Origin of the sequence: Tardiphaga sp. 866_E4_N1_4, from assembly GCF_052076075.1 — a bacterium.
Taxonomy (GTDB): Bacteria; Pseudomonadota; Alphaproteobacteria; order Rhizobiales; family Xanthobacteraceae; genus Tardiphaga; species Tardiphaga robiniae.
Genome location: NZ_CP197242.1, coordinates 4,041,027 through 4,066,320 on the forward strand (window position 1 = coordinate 4,041,027; position 25,294 = coordinate 4,066,320).

20 protein-coding genes are annotated in these 25,294 nt (G+C 61.8%); 10 read left to right on the forward strand and 10 right to left on the reverse strand.

Annotated elements, in window-relative coordinates; all coding sequences use genetic code 11:
- Positions 1-8: 8 nt before the first annotated feature.
- Positions 9-1,103 carry an HD-GYP domain-containing protein gene (locus AB8B20_RS19570; RefSeq protein WP_089263417.1) on the reverse strand — a complete coding sequence of 365 codons (1,095 nt, stop codon included), beginning with the start codon at positions 1,101-1,103 and terminating at the stop codon, positions 9-11.
- A gap of 214 nt (positions 1,104-1,317) precedes the next feature.
- Here AB8B20_RS19570 and AB8B20_RS19575 point away from each other — a divergent pair, with 214 nt between their 5' ends.
- Complete coding sequence (locus AB8B20_RS19575; protein WP_093757685.1) at positions 1,318-1,659, forward strand: hypothetical protein; 342 nt, start codon at positions 1,318-1,320, stop codon at positions 1,657-1,659.
- A 75-nt stretch (positions 1,660-1,734) separates the two neighbouring features.
- A complete protein-coding gene (locus tag AB8B20_RS19580) occupies positions 1,735-2,406 on the forward strand; it encodes a dienelactone hydrolase family protein (protein ID WP_439074247.1) in 672 nt (223 codons plus the stop codon).
- 162 nt (positions 2,407-2,568) lie between these two features.
- Here the strand turns inward: AB8B20_RS19580 and AB8B20_RS19585 are convergent, their stop codons facing one another.
- From AB8B20_RS19585 to AB8B20_RS19600, 4 genes are all read right to left on the reverse strand, one after another.
- Complete coding sequence (locus tag AB8B20_RS19585; RefSeq protein ID WP_089263415.1) at positions 2,569-3,567, reverse strand: Bug family tripartite tricarboxylate transporter substrate binding protein; 999 nt, start codon at positions 3,565-3,567, stop codon at positions 2,569-2,571.
- Between the two features lie 227 nt (positions 3,568-3,794).
- Entirely contained in the window at positions 3,795-4,421 is a 627-nt protein-coding gene (locus tag AB8B20_RS19590; RefSeq protein ID WP_089263414.1) for a polysaccharide biosynthesis/export family protein, read from the reverse strand.
- 183 nt (positions 4,422-4,604) lie between these two features.
- Positions 4,605-5,261, reverse strand: coding sequence for a peptide-methionine (S)-S-oxide reductase MsrA (msrA, locus tag AB8B20_RS19595; protein ID WP_439074246.1), 657 nt, complete (start codon positions 5,259-5,261; stop codon positions 4,605-4,607).
- A 186-nt stretch (positions 5,262-5,447) separates the two neighbouring features.
- On the reverse strand, positions 5,448-5,762 hold the full coding sequence (locus tag AB8B20_RS19600) for a hypothetical protein (protein WP_068729932.1): 315 nt from the start codon (positions 5,760-5,762) through the stop codon (positions 5,448-5,450).
- A gap of 355 nt (positions 5,763-6,117) precedes the next feature.
- On the opposite strand from AB8B20_RS19600, the gene rpsT reads away from it, so the two are divergent.
- The 7 genes from rpsT (at position 6,118) to gyrB (ending at position 17,964) form a co-directional block, all read left to right on the forward strand.
- Entirely contained in the window at positions 6,118-6,384 is a 267-nt protein-coding gene (gene rpsT, locus AB8B20_RS19605; RefSeq protein ID WP_068729934.1) for a 30S ribosomal protein S20, read from the forward strand.
- A gap of 1,225 nt (positions 6,385-7,609) precedes the next feature.
- The gene (gene dnaA, locus AB8B20_RS19610; protein ID WP_439074245.1) at positions 7,610-9,043 is read left to right on the forward strand and encodes a chromosomal replication initiator protein DnaA; all 1,434 of its coding nucleotides are present in this window, start codon (positions 7,610-7,612) and stop codon (positions 9,041-9,043) included.
- Between the two features lie 244 nt (positions 9,044-9,287).
- Entirely contained in the window at positions 9,288-10,406 is a 1,119-nt protein-coding gene (gene dnaN / locus AB8B20_RS19615) for a DNA polymerase III subunit beta (protein WP_439074244.1), read from the forward strand.
- 210 nt (positions 10,407-10,616) lie between these two features.
- Entirely contained in the window at positions 10,617-11,765 is a 1,149-nt protein-coding gene (gene recF / locus AB8B20_RS19620) for a DNA replication/repair protein RecF (RefSeq protein WP_439074243.1), read from the forward strand.
- Between the two features lie 109 nt (positions 11,766-11,874).
- A complete protein-coding gene (locus AB8B20_RS19625) occupies positions 11,875-14,043 on the forward strand; it encodes a hypothetical protein (protein WP_439074242.1) in 2,169 nt (722 codons plus the stop codon).
- 158 nt (positions 14,044-14,201) lie between these two features.
- A complete protein-coding gene (locus tag AB8B20_RS19630) occupies positions 14,202-15,296 on the forward strand; it encodes an FUSC family protein (protein ID WP_439074241.1) in 1,095 nt (364 codons plus the stop codon).
- Between the two features lie 226 nt (positions 15,297-15,522).
- On the forward strand, positions 15,523-17,964 hold the full coding sequence (gyrB, locus tag AB8B20_RS19635) for a DNA topoisomerase (ATP-hydrolyzing) subunit B (RefSeq protein WP_089263407.1): 2,442 nt from the start codon (positions 15,523-15,525) through the stop codon (positions 17,962-17,964).
- Positions 17,965-18,030: 66 nt separating this feature from the next.
- Here gyrB and AB8B20_RS19640 read toward each other — a convergent pair whose 3' ends face one another.
- The 4 genes from AB8B20_RS19640 to AB8B20_RS19655 form a co-directional block, all read right to left on the reverse strand.
- Entirely contained in the window at positions 18,031-19,260 is a 1,230-nt protein-coding gene (locus AB8B20_RS19640; protein ID WP_175369228.1) for an ABC transporter substrate-binding protein, read from the reverse strand.
- 76 nt (positions 19,261-19,336) lie between these two features.
- On the reverse strand, positions 19,337-20,095 hold the full coding sequence (locus AB8B20_RS19645) for an enoyl-CoA hydratase/isomerase family protein (protein WP_175369229.1): 759 nt from the start codon (positions 20,093-20,095) through the stop codon (positions 19,337-19,339).
- Positions 20,095-21,333 (reverse strand): CaiB/BaiF CoA transferase family protein, encoded by a 1,239-nt coding sequence (locus AB8B20_RS19650; RefSeq protein ID WP_439074240.1) that lies wholly within the window; start codon positions 21,331-21,333, stop codon positions 20,095-20,097. Before AB8B20_RS19650 ends, AB8B20_RS19645 begins: the two co-directional genes overlap by 1 nt.
- Before the next feature lie 164 nt (positions 21,334-21,497).
- Positions 21,498-22,808, reverse strand: coding sequence for a hydroxymethylglutaryl-CoA reductase, degradative (locus tag AB8B20_RS19655; RefSeq protein ID WP_439074239.1), 1,311 nt, complete (start codon positions 22,806-22,808; stop codon positions 21,498-21,500).
- A 275-nt stretch (positions 22,809-23,083) separates the two neighbouring features.
- On the opposite strand from AB8B20_RS19655, the gene AB8B20_RS19660 reads away from it, so the two are divergent.
- Positions 23,084-24,478 carry a PLP-dependent aminotransferase family protein gene (locus AB8B20_RS19660; protein ID WP_439074238.1) on the forward strand — a complete coding sequence of 465 codons (1,395 nt, stop codon included), beginning with the start codon at positions 23,084-23,086 and terminating at the stop codon, positions 24,476-24,478.
- A 14-nt stretch (positions 24,479-24,492) separates the two neighbouring features.
- Here AB8B20_RS19660 and AB8B20_RS19665 read toward each other — a convergent pair whose 3' ends face one another.
- Positions 24,493-25,194: a GntR family transcriptional regulator gene (locus tag AB8B20_RS19665; protein ID WP_439074237.1), complete on the reverse strand. Its 702-nt coding sequence runs from the start codon at positions 25,192-25,194 to the stop codon at positions 24,493-24,495.
- Between the last annotated feature and the right edge of the window lie 100 nt (positions 25,195-25,294).

Genomic DNA, 25,294 nt, shown 5'->3' on the forward strand with positions numbered 1-25,294 from the left:
AACGGCGCTTACGCGCCGAGCGCCACCGGGCGGAACACCTGTAGCAGTTGCTGGTCGATCTTGTCGCCCATCTGCTCCATGATCTCGAACGCCTTGGCATGCGTGAAGGCCATGCGATACGCACGCCGCTCCACCAGAGCCGCGTGGATGTCGACGATGGTCATAAGGCGAACGATGTCGCTGATCTGGTCGCCGGCCAGCGCATCGGGGTAGCCGCTGCCATCCAGGAATTCGTGGTGATGCAGCACCACGTCGAGCATCTCGCGCGGAAAACTGCCCTGCGCCACCAGCGCTTCGAAGCCGAGACGCGGATGTTTGCGCATCTCGAGCGTCTCGTCCTCGGTGAGCTTGCCCGGCTTGTCCAGGATCGAGACCGGGATGAAGGCCTTGCCCACATCATGGACGAGGGCCGCGCGCGTGAGGCGGCGCTGATCTTCGTCGCGCATGCCGAGATGCTGCGCAAAGGCCACCGCGAACCCCGTCACGAATAGGCAGTGACGATAGCTGTGATTATGATGACGGCCGACGGCGGCCAACCATTCGCGCAGCGATGTGCGCTTGATGGCCTTCAGAATCTGGTTCTCGGCCTGCATCACGTCGTTGAAGGTGAGCGGAACGCCGGCGGGCAGCTTCTCGAAGATCTTGACCATGACCGCATGCGCCGCCTCGACGCCGCGATTCAGCGCCTTCCCGCGGGCGGAGAAGTCCTCGTCATGCGGGTTCGGAAACGCGGCGCGGATACGCTGCATGATGCCACGTGCATCGAACGGCCGCGCGATCGTATCGGTGGCGCCGAGCGCCCAGGCCTGCATGGATCCGTGATGCAGCGAGTCGGCCAGTACGAACAGGCGCGGTATCGCTTCATAGGATTTGTGGCGCAGCTTGTTGCGCACGCGCTGCACGGCCTCTGCCGAACGCAGATTGATATCGACCACGATACCCGACAGCTCGCTGGGCGGTGTCTCCGGAATGGCTGACGTTGGGACAACATCGACTTCGCCGACCTTCTGCAGGATATCGACGAGTTCGCTGCTGTGATCGCTGCGGTCCGATGCCAGAAGCAGTCGGCGGCGCGCCGGCGATTGGTTGACTGAAGCGGTCATATGCCCTCGATCTATTGCGGCGAACGGGCCGCAAGCAGGACATACATACCTTGGAACAGGGTTCTTGAAGCTTAATGGGTATTGTTAATGCTTCCTGATCGCCCCCCGGAAGGTTTCATTCCGGCGGATAGCACTATCAGTCGGTTAGGGCTTTCGCGAAAACTTTAAGCAATGCCGCCTTGCGCCGGAATCCGATCCGGAAAACAATCGCGCCATGAAGACCATCAGGTTCATCCTCGGCGTCGCGACCGCCCTCGCCGTCACGGTTCCAGCCCACGGGCAGCCCGCCGGGACGAGGCCCGATCTGCCATTCACGGCAACCCTTTCGAACGCCACCCCGCTGGCTTTTGGGATGGCGGCGGATGACGCCGCCCGTATCTTGGGCACCCCGCTAACCTATGTCAGCGGCCGACCGGGCGATGAGATCTATCTGGCTATCCGCACCTTCGGCGGCAGCGGCTTCTTCGACCGCCGCGACCGCCTCTATCTCCAGTTTCGCAAGGGACGCCTGACCGGCTGGAAGGGCGACTGGGGCCGGCATTGGATGTGGCAGTAGCCGCTTTGTGAGTAGACCCGTGCTGTCGTCCGCGCCAAACAGACCTCACCCCTTAACAACGATATGGAATACCTCGTGGGACAAGACATCACGCTGACTGCATCTGACGGCTTCAAACTCGGCGCCTACCGCACCCAGCCTGAGGGCAAGCCCAAGGGCGCCGTGGTGGTGATCCAGGAGATCTTCGGAGTAAACGACCACATCCGCACGGTCTGCGACCGCTTCGCCGTGCAGGGCTATGTGGCAGTGGCGCCGTCGATTTTCGATCGCATCGAACCCAACTTCCAGTCCGGCTATTCACCCGAGGAAATCGCCATCGCGCGCAAGTTCGTTGCTAATCCGGATTGGCCCGCGATGCTGCGCGATACCCAGGCCGCGATCGATTCCGTTGGGGATGTCGGCAATGTCGGTATCATCGGCTTTTGCCTTGGCGGCAGCGTTGCCTTCGCCGCCGCCACGAAGCTGACCGGCCTCAGCGCCGCCATTGGCTATTACGGCGGCGCCGTGGTGCGCTTTGCCGACGACAAGCCGACCGTACCGACGCAGCTGCATTTCGGTGAAAAGGATCACGGCATTCCGCTGTCGGACGTCGAGACCATCCGCGCCAAGCGGCCGGATGTGGAGATCTTCGTCTATGACGGGGCCGAACACGGCTTTAATTGCGATCAGCGCGCCAGCTACAACAAGGCCAGCGCGGACATCGCAAGGGAGCGCAGCCTCGCGTTCCTCGCGAAGCATCTGAAGTAAGCCGCCGCCCTCTCCACGTCATTGCCGGGCTTGACCCGGCAATCCACCTTTGCGGCACCAACAAGCGCTTGGGCAAAGCTGGATACCCGGGTCAAGCCCGGGTATGACGACTGAGAGGGAGCAGCCTCGATCTTTCCCTGCCAGTCGGGAGAAATTGGAACATCACTCGCCCTTCACGCCCGCTGTCTTTGCCACCGTCGCCCAGCGATCGAAATCGCGGCGCAGGCTCTTCTCGAAGGACTCGGGGCTGTCTCCGACCGGAACGAGATTGACCGCCTGCAGGCCGGCGGTCCCCTCCGGCGAATTGATGATGCGACCGAGCTCGGCCGACAGCTTGCTCACAATGTCCTTCGGCGTCGCTGCTGGCACGAAGACGCCGACCCAGCCTTCAGCCTCGAAACCGGGATAGCCGAGTTCGGCCATGGTCTGCACGTTCGGCAGCTTGGGCTTGCGTTTCTCGCCGCCCACCGCGAGCGGACGGATCTTGCCGGCTTCGAGCTGCGGACCGGCCGTGGTGAAGTCGAGGAAGGCCGCCGTGACCTGATTGCCGAGCAAGTCGTTCAAGAGCGGCGCGGCGCCACGATACGGCACATGGGTCATATCAATGCCGGTGTTCTTCTTCAGAAGCTCGCCGTAAAGATGCGACGTGGTGGCGTTGCCAAAAGTGCCGTACGGATATTTTCCGGGACTGGATTTGGCAAGATCGACCAGTTCCTTCACCGACTTCATCGGCTGCGCTTCGGGCACGACGAGCACGATCGGCGAGATCGCGACCTGCGTGACGGGCGCGAGATCCTTGAACGCATCGTAGGGCAATTTCGACATCAGGCTCGGCGCCTGGATGATCTGCGTGATTGCGATCAGCACCGTGTAGCCATCGCCCGGAGCCTTGGCAGCGAAATCGTTGCCGATCACGCCACCGGCGCCCGGCTTGTTCTCCACGGTGACGGTCTGCTTCCAGGATTCTTGCAGCTTCTGTGCTAGCAGCCGCGCAGCGACGTCAGTGGCACCGCCGGGCGCATAGGGCACGACGAAGGTAATGCGCCGATCAGGATAGGATTGCGCGGTCTGCGCAGATGCCTCCGACGACACCGCTCCCAGCGCCACGATGGCTGCCAGAGTGACGCCGCGGATCACGTTGACCGACGGACTGGTCTTCATCTCTTCTCCCCCTGATATCCATATGTGCCGACATGGCGGCGCATTTCAGCGAGTTGGCCTCGCTTGATCATTGCTACAGGGCGGGAGACGATTCTGATACAGAGCAACGCGTATCCTGACGCCAATGCGCCGATACATCGCAGCCAATTTCATCGCGGGAAAGCGCGTCTATTCCGTGAAGCGGAGAAAATCGCGTGTGAGGTGATGACCGCGATCGATGCGTGCGATCAGAACCAGCGCTCGCTGACCAGCACCGTATCACCGGGATTGATCGGCGTGCCCAATGGCACCACGGCGCGGTACGAGCCCTCAACGGTGGTATGGGTCAGCGTGACTTCATCACGCTTGGCGCGTGGCGAAAAACCACCGGCGATGGCGATTGCGCTCTCGACGCTCATATTGGGCACGTAGGGATACTGTCCGGGAGCGGCAACTTCACCGAGGATGAAGAACGGACGGTAGGCTTCGATTTCGACAGCCACCGACGGCTCGCGAATGAAGCCATTACGCAGGCGGCCGGTGATGCTCGCAGCCAGCCCAGCGGGCGTCATGCCGCGCGCCGGCACGCGGCCGATCAGCGGCATGGTGATCGCGCCACCGGCATCGATGGCGTAGGAATTGGTGAGACCTTCCTGGCCGTAAACCACGACGCGCAGCTTGTCGCCGGCATCGAGCTTGTACTGCGCATCATAGGTCGAGACCGGGGGAGCATAAGCAACCGGCACTGCTGCCGGCCCGTAACCCGGGCGACCGTAAGCGAGCGTGTCGAGATCGGCAGCCGGCGCAACCACTGCAACAGGACCCGGTCTCCGCATGCAGCCGGACAAAGCCAGCGCGGCAACCGCGACAATCATGGGCAGACGAAACGCGCGGGCAGACGACACTGGACATATCCCTCATAGAGGCAGCCTCGGTTTTGGCCTCTTATGGTTAAAATTCCGTTGTCATGGCCTTCCATCAGGCAGCAAAAAACCCGCCTTCGGGAGCTCCGAAAGCGGGCTTTTGACGTTGTTTATCTACACTTAGCCGTGGTCAGCTCAGGCCGTGACGCCGACCCCGATCGGGCACGACACACCGGTGCCGCCGAGACCGCAATAGCCGCCAGGATTCTTTGCCAGATACTGCTGGTGATAGTCCTCGGCGAAGTAGAACTTCCCGGCCGGCGCAATCTCGGTGGTGATGGCGCCGAGGCCCTTCGCGGACAGTGCCTTCTGATACGCCGCCTTCGACGCTGCGACGGCATCGCGCTGTGCATCGCTGAAGGTGTAGATCGCGGAACGATATTGCGAGCCGATGTCGTTGCCCTGACGCATGCCCTGGGTCGGATCGTGGCTCTCCCAGAACGTCTTCAGCAACTGCTCGTAAGAAATCTTCTTCGGATCGAACACCACCAGCACTGCTTCGGTGTGACCGGTACGGCCCGAGCAGGTCTCTTCATAGGTCGGGTTCGGCGTGAAGCCGCCGGCGTAACCGACCGCGGTCGTGTAAATGCCGTCGCCGAGCTCCCAGAACTTGCGCTCAGCGCCCCAGAAGCAACCGAGCCCGAACACCGCCTGCTCAACTGCTTCCGGATAGGGCGGCTGGATGTTGCTGCCATTGACGAAGTGATGCTTGGCGGTGGGGATCGGCGTATCGCGACCGGGCAGCGCTTCGGCCGCGGTCGGCAATGCAGTGGTCTTGCGCATGAACAACATGAGTCATCTCCCGGCGCGCTCGCGAACGAAGTGGACTCCGGCTCGCTGGACGAACGCGCAGATCTTGGGGGGCCAACAGCACCTGCGAGGCAGAACCGGATTCACTCCTGCCGCGCGGCGTATCTCAGGTGGCAATATAGGTATCTACGAGGGAAACGGCAGGTGTGTTACGTCGTCGAGCGCCGTTCAATTCCGCGAATAGCCGATCAACGGCTTGCTTGGCCGAAACAACAGCATCAGCACGATGCCGAGCACGCCCATGACGGCCCAGGCCGGCTGGTTGAGCAGCAATTTGAGAAGCCCGCTGAGGAACGGCGCATTGGCATCGACCATCGCCTGGAAGGAACGCTGGCTGGCCTGGTTGATGTCGTTCCAGAACTCCCCGAGCCGGGTCAGCCGCAGCGCCTGATCGGCAATCGAGCGCGCCCCATCATAGACCAGGAACACGAACCCACCGGCCAGCAATAACAGCCCTATCAGGCGGAAAAACCCGCGGATCATCCGAATCCCCTCATCGCTCTCACCCCCGGCAATACCGGGCAAATCCGAGAAATTCAACCTCATCAGCAACTTAACCGCCACTCTGCGGCTGTTTTTCGTCTAAAGGCGCAGCCGGAAGGCGTTGACGGTGGAAATCGGGCACTCTATAAGGAGCGCCAATGGCGGTGGGCGCAATCCCGCCGCCGCTGTTCTTTGAGCGGCGCGCCCCGTGAGTTTCGAAACGCGTGAGCTTTGCCGCTCCGGGGATAGCATTTTCAGGAACACCCCGGAAACAGATCAGCGTTGGCCGCAGTCGAGCGGCAGACGTCAATCAGCCCGGCGCCCGAGACGGGACGCTGCTGAAGGATAGTGAGATATGGCCAATACGACCTCCGCCAAGAAGGCGACGCGCAAGATTGCCCGCCGCACCATCGTCAACAAGTCCCGCCGCACCCAGATGCGCGGTGCAGTCCGCACCGTCGAGGCGGCGATCAAGAGCGGCGACCGCGAAGCGGCGCTGAAGGCGATGAAGCTCGCCGAGCCCGAACTGATGAAGGCTGCTCAGCGCAACCTCGTTCACAAGAATCTCGCAAGCCGCAAGGTCTCGCGTCTCGTCCATCAGATCGCGAAGCTCGCGCAGTAATCTGACGACAACATTCTTTCCAAAAAGCCCGGCTTCACGCCGGGCTTTTTTTATGCCGCAATGCGTTCGCGCTATCGCGTCACAAATTCTGATGAAGCGCAAAGACCGCCGCGCGCCTGCGCGATGCGCGTCTCGTCATGTCTCTTCAACGGCACAGCCGGAACGCACAACGCATCACACCGAGTGCCAATCCGCGTTATCGCTTGCGTCAGCGTGATTCTGAAAAAGCAACAGCGCCACGCCGCCAGCGCGAGTCCGATGTCTAGGGTTACCCTGACTCAACGCACAGAAAAAAACGCGCGGCTCTAATCACTTATCGGCATAGCGAAGCGGACCAGTTTGAAAACGCGGACTCCGCCCCTTCATTCGTAAATGAATTATGAATTTCTTTTTTCGCTGGATCGAATCTGCAACGGCACTGTCACATTACGATTCAGCGCGTTGATTCAAAACCTTGACGCATCGTCAAAAAAATCACGACGTGTTCCGGGCTGCGCAAGTGAGGCTTTTGCGGGGCACCTGAAAAATGATTCCGTTGCGAGAAACCGGGCGTGCTGTATTTCTTTAATCACTCGCGGCGCCCGCGGTTCTTCAGATCAGAGCGATTTAAGAACCAGGACGGACCTTAGGATCAGCGACGGTCTTCAGGTTAGCGACACCTTCCAAGCTTTGATCGGATCGCAGCCCATAGCAATATGGGAAGGGTTGTTCTGTGTCGAAATTTCTCGGGTATCCATCCGGATGCTTTGAAAAGAAATGCGCACCGGCCAATCGCAACCAGCAAAGCTGACGGTGCGGAAGTAAGCGGGCAGGCGAGCGGGCAAGACGACGATACGGGAATGCGACTGAACGAGTTTCGATGTTCAGCGTTGCGGACTGACTTTGAACCACATGTGAACTGACATCTTGCCGCGAGCGACCGCGGTGAGCGGGGGAGGCTTTATGCGCAAATCGACCACGACAGCATTCCAGCGACCGCGATCTGCGTCTCGTTCAGATACGGCGATCCACACCTCCGCCCACGTTCCCGACAGACCCTCCAGTACGCGCTGACCTCGCGACGAGGTCCTCTTCGACATCACTGATCTGACCTCGGCCGGATGGCCGTTGGCGGAGCTGTGCCCGAAGACGACGCGTCACACGAGGTCGCACCGCGTCTCCATACGCGGACATTCATCGGCAGCGTTGTGCCGGACACTCACTCTATCTGAAAAGTTCTCTGACAATGGCTAATATGGAACAGGATCACTGGTCTCGCGTGAAAGGTCGGCTGCGGTCGACGGTTGGCGAAGACGTTTACTCCAGCTGGTTCGCGCGGATGGATCTCGAAAGCGTGCAGGACGACAGCGTCCATCTTTCGGTACCCACCCGATTCCTGAAGAGCTGGATCCAGGCCCACTACGCCGAGCGCGTGCTGAACGCCTGGCAGGCCGAGATGCCGCAAGTTCATCGCGTCGATCTCACCGTGCGTTCGGCGATGCGCAACGTTGCGCCCGCCAACAAGGAAGCCGCAGCGCCGACCGAAGCGCGCCGCACGGAGACGTTCAACAACCGTCCCGCGCCCGAACTCCGTGCCACAGCCACCGCGCCGGTGTCAGCAAGCCATGAAGCACTCGGCGGCTCGCCGCTCGATCCGCGCCTGACTTTTGCGAGCTTCGTGCTCGGCCGCGCCAACACGTTGGCCCATGCTGCCGCGCGTCAGGTCGCCGAAGGTCGCCGCGGCGATCCGGTGATGTTCAACCCGCTTTACATCCATGCCGGCGTCGGCCTCGGCAAGACCCATCTGTTGCAGGCCGTGACCTGGGCTGGCAATTCCGGCCCCGACCGCAAGGTGCTGTATCTCACCGCCGAGAAGTTCATGTACGGCTTCGTCGCTGCGCTGAAGACGCAAACGGCGCTCGCCTTCAAGGAAGCGCTACGCGGCATCGACGTGCTGGTGATCGACGACATGCAGTTCCTGCAGGGCAAGACCACGCAGGCCGAATTCTGTCACACACTGAATGCGCTGATCGATGCCGGCCGCCAGGTGGTGATCGCCGCTGATCGTCCGCCGTCGGATCTGGAAAGCCTCGACGAACGCGTGCGTTCGCGCCTCGCCGGCGGTCTCGTCGTCGAAATGAGCTCGCTCGGCGAAGAGCTGCGCTTGGGCATCCTGAGATCGCGCGTTGCCGCCGCTCGCGCGCATCACGCCTCGTTCGACGTGCCGGATCCGGTGCTCGACTATCTGGCCCGCACCATTACCCATAATGGCCGCGATCTCGAAGGCGCAATCAACCGCCTGCTGGCGCATTCGAAGCTGAACGCCACGCCGGTGACGCTGGAAATGGCCGAACGCGAAGTGCGCGACCTGATCCGCCCGCAGGAGCCGAAGCGGATCAAGATCGAGGACATCCAGCGTGTCGTCGCGCGTCAGTACAATGTCAGCCGGTCCGACCTCCTGTCGTCGCGCCGCACCGCCAATGTCGTGCGCCCCCGTCAGGTTGCGATGTATCTGGCCAAGACCCTGACGCTGCGCTCGCTGCCGGAAATCGGCCGCCGCTTCGGTGGCCGCGATCACACCACGGTTCTGCATGCCGTACGCAAGATCGAGGCGCTGGTCGGCAAGGACGTGGCCCTGCAGGATGAGGTCGAGACGCTGAAGCGCCAACTGCAGGAGTAAAAGCGTCCCCGCCCCCGACGCGCCAAAGCGTGCGCCGGGGCAGGACGAGGGTGTTAACCGTCAAAACATTGGGGGCCGGAAGCGCATCTCTCTTGCGCTTCCCGGCCATCCACGCCACCTTGCGGTCCCCCGCGGGATTGAGCAAAATCCACTTGATCGAGCTTGCGGGTGTCATCGCCGCGGCGCCCATTCGGGCCGCCAGGCATTTCCACACGACACCGGATTGAATCGGGCGGGTTTTGTTATGAAGGTCACCGTCGAACGCGCGCAACTCCTGAAGTCGCTGAGCCACGTGCATCGCGTGGTCGAGCGCCGCAACACGATTCCGATCCTGGGAAACGTGCTGATCCGCGCCGAAAATGCCCGGCTGTCGCTAAAGGCCACCGACCTCGACCTTGAAGTCACGGAAACCCTGGCCGCCGAAGTCGGCACCGCCGGTTCCACCACCGTGCCCGCGCATATGTTTTACGACATCGTCCGCAAACTGCCGGATGGCTCGCAGATCGTGCTCGAAGCCGATGGCGATCGCTCGGTGATGGCGATCCGCGCTGGACGTTCGCGCTTCACGCTGCAGACGCTTCCGGAGAATGATTTCCCGGATCTCGCCGCCGGCGAAATGACGCACTCGTTTGCGCTGCCCGCCTCCGACGTCAAGCGCCTGATCGACCGCACGCAGTTTGCGATCTCCACCGAAGAGACCCGCTATTATCTCAACGGCATCTATCTCCACGCCGCCGGCACCGCGACCGCGGCGACCCTGCGTGCCGTCGCCACCGACGGTCATCGTCTGGCACAGATCGACCTCAAGCTGCCCAAGGGCGCCGAGGGCATGCCGGGCGTCATCGTGCCGCGCAAGACGGTCGGTGAAGTGCAGCGCCTGATCGAGGATCTGGAAGCCGAGATCACCATCGAGCTGTCGCAGGGCAAGATCCGCTTCACGCTCGGCAATGTGGTTCTGACCTCGAAACTGATCGACGGCACCTTCCCCGACTATGGCCGCGTGATCCCGCAGAACAACGACAAGGAACTGGTGATCGACAAGAAGGATTTCGAGAATGCGGTCGACCGCGTCTCGACAATCTCCAGCGAGCGCGGCCGCGCCGTGAAACTTGCGCTGTCCGCGGGCAAGCTGGTGCTGTCCGTGACCAATCCGGACTCGGGCAGTGCGACCGAAGAGCTTGAGGTCGAATACGCCTCCGACGCGCTCGATATCGGCTTCAACTCGCGCTATCTGCTCGACATCGCCGCCCAGATCGAAGGCGAAGTCGCCGTGCTGCGCCTTGCCGATCCCGGTTCGCCGACGCTGGTGCAGGACAAGGACGCCAAGGGTGCGCTCTATGTGCTGATGCCGATGCGGGTGTGAGTTTCTTCAGGTGTCGTCCCCGCGAAAGCGGGGACCCATAGCCTCCGAAGAACTAGTTGCAGCCAGGTAGCGACGACTCTGCCGTTTTAATTGTGCCGGCCGTGGTTATGGATCCCCGCCCCGCATGCGCCTTCGGCGCACTAGGCGGGGATGACGACGGAGATTGGCGCGGCGCGTTGCGACGACTTTAGCTGAGTCCCATATTCACGAATGACCGCCTCCCGCATCCATCGCCTGTTGCTCACCAATTTCCGCAGCTATCGCGCGGCGTCGCTGGAGACGTCGGCGGACATGGTCGCCCTCGTCGGCCCGAACGGCGCCGGCAAAACAAATTGCATCGAAGCGATCTCGTTTCTGTCGCCCGGCCGCGGCCTGCGCCGCGCGACGCTCGAAGACGTTGCGAATAACGAAGGCGACGGCTCCTGGGCCGTGTCGGCGACTGTCGAGGGTGAGGTTGGTCTCGCCACACTCGGCACCGGCATCGATGCCCCCGCGGCAGAAGGTGCGTCCACCAGTCGTCGCTGTCGTATCGACCGTGAGCCGGTAGGCTCTGCCACCGCATTCGGCGATCACCTGCGCATGGTGTGGCTGACGCCAGCCATGGACCAGCTGTTCATGGGCGCCGCCTCCGAACGCCGGCGCTTCTTCGACCGCCTCGTACTGGCCATCGACAAGGATCACTCCGGTCGCGTCTCTGCACTCGAGCGTAGCCTGCGTTCGCGCAACCGCTTGCTCGAAGACCGGAACGGCGATGCCCACTGGCTCGATGCCATCGAGCGCGAGACCGCTGAACTCGCGGTCGCCGTTGCCGCGACACGCGGCCAGACTGCAATGCGGCTCGCAGAGATGCTCCGCGTGCGCGGCGAAGCATCGGCCTTTCCATCCGCACTCATCATGCTCGACGGCTGGATGGAGAATGCGCTGGTCAATGAACCGGCCACAGCGGTCGAAGATCGCTATCGCCAGATCTTGCGCGATGGTCGCCCGCGTGATGCCGCCGCCGGCCGCACGCTCGACGGCCCGCATCTCACCGATCTGCAGGTGATCTATGCGCCGAAAAACATGCCGGCGCACGATGCCTCCACTGGCGAACAGAAGGCCCTGTTGATCGGGCTCATCCTCGCCCACGCCACCCTGGTCGCGGAGATGACCGGTATCACGCCGCTCCTGTTACTTGACGAAGTCGTCGCCCATCTCGACCCTGATCGGCGCAAGTCGCTGTTCGGCGAACTCTCGAAATTGGGCGCCCAGGTTTGGATGACCGGCGCCGATCCTGTTGCTTTCGCAGATATCGGCCCATCCGGCGACATTTTCGACGTCGCCAATGGGCATATCGCGCGGCGCCAGCCGGCCGGTTGAACCAAAGCAATACCTCCTACAACTCACTCTAAGTGCCCCGCGCAAATGATGTCGCTGCCCTTGTGGGCAGCGCTTTTGCATGCACGCAAGCAAACGCCGGAGGCTTTCAGTGATGTTTTCAAGCAAGCGCGGGATACAGCTCCCGGCCAGACACTGCCTGTTGGCCCTGCTCGTCAGCACCGCCATCGCCGGCGGCTCGCTGGCCTGCCGTGCGGAAGACGGCCTGGTGGATGTGAGAACGCTGCCGCATATCGAAGGCGCGATGGCCCGGCCTGAAGCCACCAAATACCCCAATCTCAGCGTCAGCTATTTCGGCGCAGGCAACGTCGCGGACACCATTGCCAACACCGGAAAATTACTCGCAGCCGATGGCTGGATCGCCTACACGCCGCCACTCGAGGGATCAGATCGCAGTCGCTGGTACAAGAAGGGTGCGCAGGGTGTGTCGGCCTCTTTTATGAGCGACGGCAGTAGAACCGATCGGTCGGGCGTCAGCTACAGCTCGCAGCGCCTGGAAGTGAACCTGCCTTTCCCCGATCGCGCGACCGATATCGTCTATGACGAACGGCGGCCGTATCTTGGATGCACGACGGCTGAAACCGTTGATGCGACGCTCGCCTTCTTTCAGAAAGAACTCGCTACATTGGGCTGGTCGCCGCTGTCCGCGGGCGCAGCCGAGGCGCGTTGGCCGGATGCGAAGATCGACGAGACGATCGCGAATGGCGTGCGCGTCTATTTTTCTCGTGACGGCAACACGCGGCAATTGCCGGTGATGCTGACCTTGCAGCGGAGCACCGATAACAAGACCAGCGTCGAAATTCGCGTTGCGCCCTTCGCGCTTCCGCAAGATCTCGCAGCGGGCCCTGAATCCGCAGGCCTGCCGCGACCGGAACGCATTAAATCCGCAGGAACCACGGGCAGCGCGGATTCCATCAAGCGTGAAGCGCATGCGCTGATCCCGGCTGAACTTGGCCCGGTGCTGGCCTTCTATCGCCGCGAACTCGGCAAGAAGGGCTGGGTCGAACAGAGCAAGGACACCGTCGTCACTGCCGATCGCGCCTCGCTCGCATTCACATCGCCGGAAGAGACGGCAACGATGCAGATCGGTCGCAAATACGACCTGACCACCGTGCAGATCGACATACAAGTTCTGCCATCTGTGATCGCAGCGCGCGCGAAGGCCAAAAAGGAAGCAGACGACCGCTTTATCAAGGATGCACTCGCGTTCGGGCAAGCAGCTATTGCCGAAGCGGATGCGAAGCGCGCAGCGGCACAAGCCGCTCGTGGGCCGGAAACTGCGTTGCGCGCGATGGACGGTTCGAGCACACCGATTCCCGTGCCCGACACCGCCAGCGAGATCGACTTCGACGGCGCCGATGGCAGACTCGCATTCACCAGCTCATCAAGTGTCAGCGCGCTGGCAGATTTTTACCGCAGCGGATTGAAAACGCTCGGCTGGAAGAGCACGCCGTCAGTCATCAACAATCCCAATATGGTGGTGTTGAATTTCAGCAAGGCCAAGCAGAGCATCTCAATGACGGCGATGCAGATGGGCCCGAAGGTCAATGTCACGGCGACAGGCTCGGGCCTGAAGGGCGTGCCTGTCGCGGTCGTTGCCAACACCACCACCACGGGCAACGCCAAGAGCGCCGAACAGGTTCTCGAGTCCGATGGCGACACCGATTATCCCACGCCGAAGCAGCGGACGTTGCGATCGCTGGGTACTTCAGGGCTGCCAGGCGGCGCGCCGTTCAGACATGAGTTGAGTGCATCTGTGCCTGCGGGACTGGACTCCGTTCTGGCGTTCTACCGACGCGAACTCACGCAGCGACAGTGGCAGGAAGACACGAAGAGCGCTGTCATCAAGCCGGACAGCGCCACGCTCGCCTTCAAGGCCCCCGATGGGCCGGCCATGCTGAAGCTGGAACGCCGCAACGACGAGACCGCGGTCAGTCTGGTAGTGCGCCATCCCGCAGAAGCGACGAAGGCGGGCATCCTGCCTGCACTGGGCAAGGTTCGGCTGCTGTTCGGCAATATGGGTGACGCGGAAGTGTCGGTCAGCGTCAATAACAAGACGATCAAGGTCGCGCCCGGCGCGGGCGGACCGCAAAACCCGAACGGGCCGACGATGGAACTGCCGCCCGGCGCCTACAAGGTCACGATCAAGGCCGCGGGCAAGCCCGCGCATGACAGCACGATCAAGGTGGCGGCCAACGACAGCTGGGGCCTGATGGTTGGCCCTGACGGTCGGGATATCCTCCCGCTGCAGCTCTACTAAGGACAAAACGTGCAAGCGCGCCAGCGCGCGCGTCCGCCACTGCATTGGGCCATGAGAAATCGTCCGTTGTAGACCACGTTCGACAGCATAAATATCTGGCCATGCTGGTATTTTTGGCCATTCATCTGTCGCGGATCGCACGCGCGTTCGGAACCGAAATGCGTTCGCTTCCGATTCCCGGACCGCGCATGATCGACGAGGCCGAATGCATCTGTTCGGTGCTGCTGGCGATCGTCTTGTCGCACGCCATCGGCGCGGAGAATGTCGGCTGGGCCGCGTTCTCCGGATACATGGTAATGCGCTCGCATGTCGCCGAAAGTTTTACGCGCGGCATCCTCCGCGTGATTGGGACGCTTGCTGGCGCAGGACTCGCACTTGCCGCTGCGCCTTTGCTGCTGCGCCAGCAGGTGTTGCTGAGTCTCGGTCTTCTGATCGGTGGCAGCATCACCCTCTATTTCGCCATCGTCGGCCGCCGCGCCTATGCCTGGCTATTCACCGGCCTCACTTTCCTGATGGTGCTGATCGAAGGCATGGAGCATGCGCGCGAGCCGATCCTGCGCTTTGCCTCGACGCGCGTGCTCGAAGTGCTGGCCGGTACCACCGCTTGCGTCATCGTCAGTGCGATCTCGACCTGGACAGTGCGGCGCGCGCTACCGAATCCGGACAACAATCTGCGCGCCAAGCCGGTCGACCAGCCGACGCGGCAATGGCACACCACGGTGGCGCGTCACGCTCTGGTCGGCGGCATTGCATTGGCGCTGATCCCGTGGGCCTGGCAGTGGCTCGGCATCCCGTCGCTCAGCCAATCCAGCATCACGATCTTCGCGGTCATGCTGGTGCCCGCCGCCTCGCTGGCGGAGGGCGTGCTCAGCCCGGTTTCCTCGCGCATGATGAACCGGCTGGTCGGCTGTCTCGCGGGCGGTCTGCTGGCCAGCGCAATCCTGCTGGTCAGCCAACATTCGCCCGTCCTGATGACCATCGGACTCGCGCTCGGCGTCATGATCGGCCGTCACATCGAAAATGGCCCGCCCTCCATGAGTTATGCGGGCCTGCAATTCACTTTGGCCTTCCTCGTGGTGCTGGTGCCTGACAACTACGCCAATGCCGCCCTGGAGCCCGGCTATGACCGCCTGTTTGGCATTCTGTTCGGGATGGTGTTGCTGGAGCCGGTTGTGCTGGCCGCGCATTTGATCGCCCGGCGCGGCCTGAAGGAGACCCCCGCCAAACCGGCTGCGGGATTGGCCGAAAAATAGCCTCTCGGATGCACGCAAGCCGCGCATTTCGACGCCCGGAACAAGCGCGAAATCAGGCTACGAAAACGACCTCAAATCGGCTTGAAATGACGCCAAAAAAACCTATTTATTCAATAGCTTGCTGCGCGTTACTTTGCGCTAGGCGCAATGCGCCTTTCGTGGCACAAATAGAGCGATTCAGACGCCGTTTTCCGCGCTGATTCGGCACACCTTCGAAGGCCCCTACATGACTGAACCAGCCCGGCAACCCATCGCCGACACTGAGCATGCCATTCCCATCGAATACGGTGCGGAATCGATCCGGGTCCTGAAGGGACTCGACGCCGTCCGCAAGCGCCCGGGCATGTATATCGGCGATACGGACGATGGTTCGGGCCTGCATCACATGGTCTACGAAGTCGTCGACAACGCGATCGACGAAGCGCTTGCGGGTCACGCCAGCGCCGTCGAAGTTATTCTGAATGCCGATGGCTCGGTGACGGTGCGCGACGACGGTCGCGGCATTCCCGTGGACATTCACAAGGGCGAAGGCATTTCGGCAGCCGAGGTCATCATGACCCAGCTCCACGCCGGCGGAAAATTCGACCAGAACTCCTACAAGGTATCCGGCGGTCTGCATGGCGTCGGCGTGTCCGTCGTCAACGCGCTGTCGAGCAAGCTGATCCTTCGCGTCTGGCGCAACGACAAAGAGCACCGCATCGAATTCGCCCATGGCGACGCGGTGGCGCCGCTCTCGGTGGTCGGCGATGCCAATGGCAGGCGCGGCACCGAAGTGACATTCTATGCCTCGGCGGAAACATTCACGACACTCGAATATGATTTCGCGACACTCGAACATCGTCTGCGCGAGCTCGCCTTCCTGAATTCCGGCGTCAACATCAGATTGTCGGATCTGCGTCATCCGGTCGAGAAGACCGAGAACATGATGTATGAGGGCGGCGTCGAGGAATTCGTCAAATATCTCGACCGCAACAAGAAGGCGATGGTGCCGACGCCGATCGTAATGCGCGCCGAACAGAGCGGCATCAGTGTCGAAGTCGCGATGTGGTGGAACGACAGCTACCACGAGAACGTGCTGTGTTTTACCAACAACATCCCGCAGCGCGACGGTGGTACCCATCTGGCCGGTTTCCGTGGCGCGCTGACGCGTCAGGTCAACGGCTATGCCGAAGTTGTCGCCAAGAAAGAAAAGATCGCCCTGACCGGCGACGATTGCCGCGAAGGTCTCACTGCCGTGCTGTCGGTGAAAGTGCCCGATCCGAAATTTTCATCGCAGACCAAGGACAAGCTGGTGTCCTCGGAAGTGCGTCCAGTGGTCGAGAACGTTCTCAACGAAGCCCTCGCCTCGTGGTTCGAGGAACATCCGACTGAAGCCAAGATCATCGTCAGCAAGGTGATCGAGGCCGGCGCTGCCCGCGAAGCCGCCCGCAAGGCCCGCGAACTGACCCGGCGCAAGGGCGCGCTGGATATCGCCTCCCTGCCCGGCAAGCTGGCCGACTGCCAGGAGCGCGATCCCGCCAAGTCCGAACTATTCATCGTCGAGGGTGACTCGGCAGGCGGCTCTGCGAAACAGGGCCGCAACCGCGAATTCCAAGCCGTGCTGCCGCTGCGCGGCAAGATCCTCAATGTCGAGCGCGCGCGCTTCGACAAGATGCTCGGCTCCGAACAGATCGGCACGCTGATCACGGCGCTCGGCACCGGCATCGGCCGCGACGACTTCGACCTGTCGAAACTGCGTTATCACAAGATCATCCTGATGACGGACGCCGACGTCGATGGCGCGCATATCCGCACGCTGCTGCTGACGTTCTTCTTCCGCCAGATGCCGACGCTGATCGAAGGCGGCTATCTCTACATCGCGCAGCCGCCGCTTTACAAAGTGACGCGCGGCAAGTCCGAGCAATACCTCAAGGACGAGCGGGCGCTGGAAGATTACCTGATCGATACCGGTCTCGACGACTGCATCTTCAAGCTCGCTTCGGGCGAGGATCGCACAGGCCGTGATCTGCTGGCGCTGGTGGAAGATGCTCGCATCATCCGCGGCACGCTCAACAATCTGCACTCGCGCTATAATCGCAAAGTCGTCGAGCAGGCTGCAATCGCTGGCGTGCTCAATCCGCGGGTCACCGCTGATCTCGCCACCGCCAATGCCGCTGCCGACTACATCGCCAAGCGGCTGGACGCGCTGGCCGACGAAGTCGAGCGTGGCTGGATCGGTGAATTCCGCGAAGGCCAGGGCTTCTTCTTCGAGCGCACGATTCGCGGTGTGAAGGACGTCTCCTTCATCGACGACGCCCTGCTCGGCTCGGCCGATGCGCGCAAGCTCGACGAATATGCCGGCAGCCTCCAGGAAGCCTATCCGAAATCCGGCGTCCTGCGCCGCAAGGACATCGAATTCCCGATCCACGGCCCCGTCTCGCTGTTCGAGGCTGTGACCGACGCCGGCCGCAAAGGTGTGGCTCTGCAGCGCTACAAAGGTCTGGGCGAGATGAACCCCGGCCAGCTCTGGGAAACCACGCTCGACACCAATGAGCGTTCGCTGCTGCAAGTCCGGGTCAAGGAAGTCGACGAGGCCGACGACATCTTCACCAAGCTGATGGGCGATGTGGTCGAACCGCGCCGCGAATTCATTCAAGACAATTCGCTCAGCGCGAATGTGGACGTGTAAGCGTATCGCACCCCAGAGATAAAACTGAAAAGGCCCGCCATTCTGGCGGGCCTTTTTGCGTTTATCCTACTTCTTCACCAGCGGGCAGCGCGACTGCGCCAACGGCTGAAACGCCTGATCGGCGGGTACCGTGGCGAGCAGTTTGTAATAGTCCCATGGTGCCTTGGACTCATTCGGCTTCTTCACCTCGAACAGATACATGTCGTGGACCATACGACCATCTTCGCGGATCTTGCCGTTCTTGTAGAACACGTCATCGACGGGCAGTTCACGCATCTTCTTCATCACCTCTTCGGTGCTGTCGGTGCCGGCGGCCTGCACGGCTTTCAGATAATGCAGTACCGATGAATATGTGCCGGTCTGAAGCATGTTCGGCATGGCGTTCACCTTCCCGTAGAAGCGCTTCGACCACTTCCGCGTCTCGTCGTTCATGTCCCAATACGACGCCTCGGTGATCGTCAGCCCCTGAGCCTCTTTCAATCCGAGACCGTGAACGTCGTTGATAAATCCCGCCAGCGCCGAGAGCTTCTGGCCGCCTGCTGTCAAGCCGAACTCTGCCGCCTGCTTGATCGAGTTAATGGTGTCGCCGCCGGCATTGGCGAGAGCCACAACCTTGGCCTTGGACGACTGTGCCTGCAGTAGGACGGAGGCGAAGTCCGCGGTCCCGACCGGGTGTTTCGTTGCACCGGCGACCTTGCCGCCCGATGCCTTGACGACATCGCCAGTGTCCTTCTCGAGGCCTTGACCGAACGCATAGTCCGCCGTCACGAAATACCAGGTATCGAAACCCTGGCTGACTAGCGCCTTACCTGTGCTGTTCGCGATCGCGAATGTGTCATAGGCCCAATGAACCACATAGGGTCCACACACCTCGTTCGTGATCCGGGTCGATCCCGGCGAGCTCAGCGTGATGATCTTCTTCTTCTCCTTGGCGATTTCAAGGACGGCCAAAGCAGGCGACGACGACGCAACGTCGAGAATGGCATCGACCTTGTCGGTATCAAACCATTTGCGTGCAGCGTTGGCGGCAATATCGGGCTTGTTCTGGTGATCTGCGAATACGACTTCGATCGGCATGCCGAGGACCTTGCCGCCGAAATCCTCCACCGCCATCTGCGCCGCAGTCACGGCACCCTTGCCGGTAATGTCGGCATAGACGCCCGACATATCCTCGATGACGCCGACACGGACGACGCCATCCGAGACCTGTGCGTTCTGCGCCGCAGCAGAAGCGGTGCAAAGAAAAACGCTGGCAATCGCCGTCGTAAAGCATGCACCCAGTTCAGATCGTCTCATATCCTCCACCCCTTTTACGTTCTTGATTTTTCAATATGCCTGCAACGCGCGATCTCTCCAGGGACCTATCGCATCGTCACTTCCCGTTTCCTCTGTTCGCAAACACAGCCAGGCCACGCTTGGCATCCGCACTCGTGAAGGTGCGCTGACCGAGTGCGGCCTCCACGCGAAATGCTTCTGCTAGCGGCAGATCTTGAAGCGTCAGCGCCGCTTCCTTGATGGTCTGGATGGCGATCGGACTCAGTGCCGCAATCCTGGCTGCCATCTCATAGGCCAGCAGTTCGACTTGATCGGAATCGGCAACCCGGTTGACGACGCCTTTGGCAAGCATGTCATCCGCGGAAAAGCGCTCCGCCGTCAGCATGATCTCCATGGCATGCGCGTAGCCGATCTGCCGGACCAGGCGCACGAGCGTGCCTCCCGCCGGCACGAAACCGTGCTTCGGTTCGGGCAGTTGAAAGACAGCGTCGCGCGCCGCGATCCGGATGTCCGTCGCCAGCATGATCTCGAACCCGCCGCCCATGCACATGCCGCGAATGGCGCTGATGACCGGCTTATAGAATCCGGGAAACTTGATGTGGGCCGGATCCCAGGCAGAGATGTCGATCGTGTCCGCCGCAAGTGCAGGAATAGACTCCCGGAGGTCAGCACCGACGCAGAAGGCGCGATCGCCCGCACCGGTCAGCACCACGGCCCGGATCTCATCGTCATCCTTGATGGCGTGGAATGCGCGGCCGAGGTCGTCATACATGGCGAGCGTCAGCGCATTCATCTTGTCCGGCCGGTTGATCCGAACCGTTGCGACGTGACCGTCCTTGGTGAAATCAATCGCCATCAGATCGCTCCCGACGCCTTGAGACGCGCCAGCTCGGCCGCCGTGACATCCGCCAGCCGGGAGAGAACCTCTGCATTGTCCTCGCCAGGTAGCGGCGCTTTTTCGAACGACATCTGTCCCGCACCGGATAGCTTGATCGGCAGACCGAACATGCCGATCAGCTTTCCGGCGATCGGAACGTCGACGATCATGTTACGCGCAGCGATGTGCGGGTCTTCCACCACTTCGGCGATGGTCTTGATGGCGCTGAGCGGGATCTTGTCGCCCGCCATCTCCTCGAGTTCGGCCTTGGTGTAGTTCGCGAACCAGCGTTCCAGCAGCGGCTTGACCCTGGTCTCTGCCACCGCGTGATCGAACCGCTTCTCCATCGTATCGATAGCAGGATCTTTGGCCTGTTCCGGCTCGCCGAACAGCGCGCAGGTAATCGCCCAGAACTTGTCGGTGTAGCCGCCGAAGAAAACGTAGCCGTCCTTGCAGGGAAACTGGCCATAGGGCCGAACGAACGGATGATCGTTGCCCAGTGGCGAGGCGACCTCTTTCTGCGCGGTGTAACGGACCACGGCGTTCTCGGTCAGTGTCAGCACGGAGTCTTGCTGAGATACATCGACCACCTGACCGACGCCGGTCTTCTCCGCCTCTCGCAATGCTGCGAGCGTTCCGATAGCCGCATAGAGGGAAGCGGCGAGGTCGCCGATGATCGTGCCGACGCGCACCGGCGGCAGATCGGCATAGCCGTTCATCGACCACAGGCCGCCGGCCGCCTGCCCCGTATTGTCATAGGCCGGCTTGGATGAATTTGGACCTGTGCGACCGAAGCCACTGATAGCGGTGTAGACGAGCCTGGGATTGAGTTCGCGCAGCACCTCGTAGCTGAGGCCAAGCTTGTCCATCGTGCCGGGACGGAAGTTCTCAACGAGGATGTCGGCCTTCTGCACCAACTTCTTCAGCAGGGCCTTGCCATCCTCGGATTTGAGATTGAGCGTGATGCCCCTCTTGTTGCGGTTGAACTGAGTGAAGAAGGCGCTGAGCTGCTCATCGTCGTTGCCGACGAAGGGTGGAAAGGTCCGCGCATAATCCGGCTCTCCGGGATGCTCCACCTTGATCACGGTGGCACCCAGGTCTGCGAACAACATCGAGCAGAATGGACCTGCGACAACACGCGTGATGTCAAGCACCGTCACGCCCTTGAGAGGACCGTTGCGCTCCTTGAGCCCACCTATCTTTTCTGCTGTGTTCACATCATCCTCCCAGTCCATACGAATGTCCGCCGACAACATCGGCACGCATGGTTTTCGTACAAGAGCATGAGTATCGAAGATACATTTTCATACCCGCCGGCCGTGCAGGCGTGATGCCTGCACGAAGTTGCGTTGCACAAAGTGGCCTTAGAAGGCCTCCACTTTTACGAACGCAGCTTCTCGAGAACTTCCTTGGCGCGATCAACACGCACGTCGTGATTGGCGGCGAGCGCGACGGCGACCATCTCGATCTCGTCACCGGTGGCGCCGGCGACGATAGCGATGTTGCGCGCATGCAGTGCCATGTGCCCCTTCTGGATGCCTTCGGTGGCCAGCGCACGAAGCGCACCCATGTTCTGCGCCAGACCGACGGCAACGGCGACTTCCGCCAGTTCCTGCGCACTCTGCACGCCAAGTATCTTCAGGGCCGCTCGCGCGGCGGGATGGGTCTTGGTGGCACCGCCGACGAGGCCGAGCGCCATCGGCATCTCAATGGTGCCGACGAGATTGCCCCTGCCATCGATTTCCCAATTGGTGAGCGAGGTGTAGCGGCCGGAGCGCGAGGCCCAAACATGGGCGCCGGCCTCGATGGCGCGCCAGTCATTGCCGGTGGCGACCACGATGGGATCGATACCATTCATGATGCCCTTGTTGTGGGTCGCGGCGCGGTAGGGATCGACGATCGCAAACGCGCAGGCCTCGACGATGCCGCGGGCGATGCGCTCACCATCATATTCCTCGGTCTTCAACGCCTCCGGCGTCACGGACACCATGGCGCGGGAAATGCGCAGATCGGCATAGTTCGACAGGATGCGCAGACGCACGATGCCGCCGGTGATCTTCTCGATCAGCGGCGCGACCGTCTCCGCCATCGTGTTGACGGTGTTCGCGCCCATGGCATCGCGCACGTCGACGATGAGATGCACGGCCATCATCGGCCCTACCGACGTGTTTTCGAACACATGCACCTCGACGTCGCGGCAGCCGCCGCCGAGCGAGATCAGCACCTTGTCTTTGGTATTGGCCGCCTCAAGGATGGCATCGCGCTCGCGTAGCACGCGCGCACGGGCGCCGTGCACGTCGGTCACGCCTAGCACCTGCACCTGCGCACGCATGATCGGCGCGGAGCTTGAGGTCTGGAAACCGCCGCATTTGCGAACGATGCGCGCCATATAGGACGCCGCGGCCACCACCGACGGCTCCTCGACCGCCATCGGAATCAGGTAGTCACGGCCGTTCACGGTGAAATTGGTGGCGATACCGACCGGCAGTTCAAACGTGCCGATAACATTCTCGATCATGCCATTGGCGAGTTCGAGCGGCAGCGCACCGGGGCCGAAGGCCGCGCGCTCGGTATCACCGAGCGAGGTCGCGTCGATCACACGGCCCAGCCTTTCGGCAGGCGCGAGATTGCGCAGATTTTCCAAACGCGAATTGATCTTTCCGGGCTGTTCGCCCGACTTCGAACCGGCCATAGCGGCGCCTCCCACACACAGGGTCTTCTGTTGGCGGCACGTTAGGCATCCGCGGATGACGTCCGAAAGAGACAGTTCTGAAATATTGTCCTAGACTGTACCCATGGCGATATGACCTCTGTATTCGCGGATGCAGCATTCTTCCGTGCAAATGGAACGCAGACCAGGTCCATCTGCGCGAAGACATGAGACTGGACGATTGAATTCAATCTTGTCGCTCTTGGAGAAAGGTACGGTTCCGATGGACCGTCCAGCACTGCACCTGGAGGCATTGCTTGACCGCTTCTCGTGAGCCGTCCGACCGCAGTACAACGCTGGCCGAGACTTTGGCCGGCCGGTTGCGTGTGCAAATCCTCTCCGGCGCATTGCCGGAAGGCAACCGCCTGCCCTCGATCAGAAAAGCCGCCGGGGAATTTGGCGTGTCGAAGAACACCGTGGTCGAAGCCTATGACCGACTGGTGCTTGGCAATCTCGTCGCAGCAAAGGCAGGCTCCGGTTTCGTGGTCATCTATCGCGGCGATGATGGCGGGCGACCGAAACACGTGAGCGAAGCCGTCGACATCGCATCGCTGCTAAGTGCCCAGCTCTCGCAGAATTTCGAGATCCGCGTCGGCGACGGACGGCCGCCGGCGTCGTGGACGGAGCAATCGGAGATCAAGCGCCATCTGAGCGGGACCGGACGGATCCTGCCGGCCGCCGCTGACGCCTATGGCTCCGCGCTCGGATTCCTGCCGCTCCGACAACAGATCGCATTGCGGCTGCAGGCCCAGCAAATCGCGGTGAAGGAAGACGGGCTTCTGCTCACATTCGGAGCCAATCACGCGCTCGACCTGATCATCCGCGCGATGCTGTCGCCTGGCGATACAGTGCTGGTGGACGAGCCCGGCTATTATCCTCTGTTCGCAAAGCTCACGCTGGCGCAGGTTCGCATCGTCGGCGTTCGCCGCCTGGCGGATGGGCCGGATGTCGACGACCTCGCCGCAAAGATCCAGTCGGAGCGGCCGAAGCTGTTTTTCACGCAGTCGCTTGGCCACAATCCGACCGGAGGATCGATCACGCTGCCCGTGGCGCATGCGGTGCTTCAGACGGCGATGCGATCGAACCTCGTGATCGTCGAGGACGACCCGTTTGCCGATCTGCCGATGGCGGCGAACAGCCGGCTGGCGACGCTCGATCAGCTGAACAATGTGATCTCGATCGGAACCTTCTCGAAGACGCTGTCGGCGAGCCTGCGATCGGGCTTCATTGCGGCCCGCAGCGACCGCATCGCGACACTGGCCGAATTGAAGATGCTTACCACCGTCAACAGTTCAGGACATGTGGAGCGGCTGCTACACCGACTGCTCGCGGACGGCCACTATGATCGGCACCTGAAGCGGCTGGGACAGCGGGGTGAAGCCGCGATGATGCAGGTGCGCGCCAATCTCATCCGCGGCGGACATCGGCTCTATGCCGACGCCCGCACGGGCTATTACCTGTATCTGCTGCTGCCGGACGGAATCGACGACATGGCGCTGGCGCGCGAAGGCGCGAAGGACAGCATCTTCATCGCGCCGGGAAGCCTGTTCTGCCTCGACAAGAACAGCCCGCTAGCGCGCGCGATCAGGATCAATGTGTCGCGGGCGGACAATCCGAAATTCTACGAATTTCTGCTGCGTCGGCTGCAATAGACGCCGCGACGCCTTCAGGTCGCTTCCTCGGTATAGGGAGCCAGCACGTCGAGCAGATCCCGGCCCCGCGCCGGGGTCGGCTCCACCAGCGCGCGGTTGGCGACCGAGTCCAGATGCGAATGCATCAGCGACATCGCCTTGTTGGCATCGCCATCCTGCAGCGCTTCGATGATCGCGATGTGCTCGCTGATGCCGCATTCCGACGAATGCGGCCTGCTGAACAGCGACAGTGTCAGACAGCAGCGATAGGCGATCTCGCTGACATAGCGGACCAGCACCGGGCTGTTGGTCATCGACGCCAGCATGATGTGAAATTCAGTCGCCAGGCGAATGGACACGGCGTTCGGCCCGTCATGCGCCTCGCGCTCCGCCTCGACATGCGCCTTGAGGCGCGCGATCTGGCTGCTGCTGAGCTTGCCGGCGATCTTTCGGACGATCAGCCGTTCGAGATCCATCCGGATGTCAAAGATGTCGCGCGCATCCTGCCAGCTCGGCGTCACCACCACCGCGATGCGATTCCGGCGAAGCTCCACAAGCCCCTCGGACGCCAGTTGCCCGAGTGCATAGCGCGCAATGGTGCGGCTAACGCCGAAGCGCTCACCCAAGGAGTCCTCGGGAAGCTTGGCGCCGGGTTCCAGAGCCTGCTCGATGATCGCCCGCCGCAGCGCTCGGCAGATCATCCCAACCTTGTCTTTTGAATTCGGCGCTTCTGGCATTCAGATCTAACCTGTCGCGATTTGGGCATTCCGGGCCGTGCCCGAAGTGCATGCAATCGAGGAGAGTGACTGCCCAATAATTCCTCAGGGAATGGCGAGC

Coding starts and splice junctions, on each gene's coding strand:
- AB8B20_RS19570 (WP_089263417.1), bottom strand. CDS start 1,103: ATGACCGCTTCAGTCAACCAATCGCCGGCGCGCCGCCGACTGCTTCTG.
- AB8B20_RS19575 (WP_093757685.1), top strand. CDS start 1,318: ATGAAGACCATCAGGTTCATCCTCGGCGTCGCGACCGCCCTCGCCGTC.
- AB8B20_RS19585 (WP_089263415.1), bottom strand. CDS start 3,567: ATGAAGACCAGTCCGTCGGTCAACGTGATCCGCGGCGTCACTCTGGCA.
- AB8B20_RS19590 (WP_089263414.1), bottom strand. CDS start 4,421: ATGATTGTCGCGGTTGCCGCGCTGGCTTTGTCCGGCTGCATGCGGAGA.
- msrA (WP_439074246.1), bottom strand. CDS start 5,261: ATGTTGTTCATGCGCAAGACCACTGCATTGCCGACCGCGGCCGAAGCG.
- AB8B20_RS19600 (WP_068729932.1), bottom strand. CDS start 5,762: ATGATCCGCGGGTTTTTCCGCCTGATAGGGCTGTTATTGCTGGCCGGT.
- rpsT (WP_068729934.1), top strand. CDS start 6,118: ATGGCCAATACGACCTCCGCCAAGAAGGCGACGCGCAAGATTGCCCGC.
- dnaA (WP_439074245.1), top strand. CDS start 7,610: ATGGCTAATATGGAACAGGATCACTGGTCTCGCGTGAAAGGTCGGCTG.
- dnaN (WP_439074244.1), top strand. CDS start 9,288: ATGAAGGTCACCGTCGAACGCGCGCAACTCCTGAAGTCGCTGAGCCAC.
- recF (WP_439074243.1), top strand. CDS start 10,617: ATGACCGCCTCCCGCATCCATCGCCTGTTGCTCACCAATTTCCGCAGC.
- AB8B20_RS19630 (WP_439074241.1), top strand. CDS start 14,202: ATGCGTTCGCTTCCGATTCCCGGACCGCGCATGATCGACGAGGCCGAA.
- gyrB (WP_089263407.1), top strand. CDS start 15,523: ATGACTGAACCAGCCCGGCAACCCATCGCCGACACTGAGCATGCCATT.
- AB8B20_RS19640 (WP_175369228.1), bottom strand. CDS start 19,260: ATGAGACGATCTGAACTGGGTGCATGCTTTACGACGGCGATTGCCAGC.
- AB8B20_RS19645 (WP_175369229.1), bottom strand. CDS start 20,095: ATGGCGATTGATTTCACCAAGGACGGTCACGTCGCAACGGTTCGGATC.
- AB8B20_RS19655 (WP_439074239.1), bottom strand. CDS start 22,808: ATGGCCGGTTCGAAGTCGGGCGAACAGCCCGGAAAGATCAATTCGCGT.
- AB8B20_RS19665 (WP_439074237.1), bottom strand. CDS start 25,194: ATGCCAGAAGCGCCGAATTCAAAAGACAAGGTTGGGATGATCTGCCGA.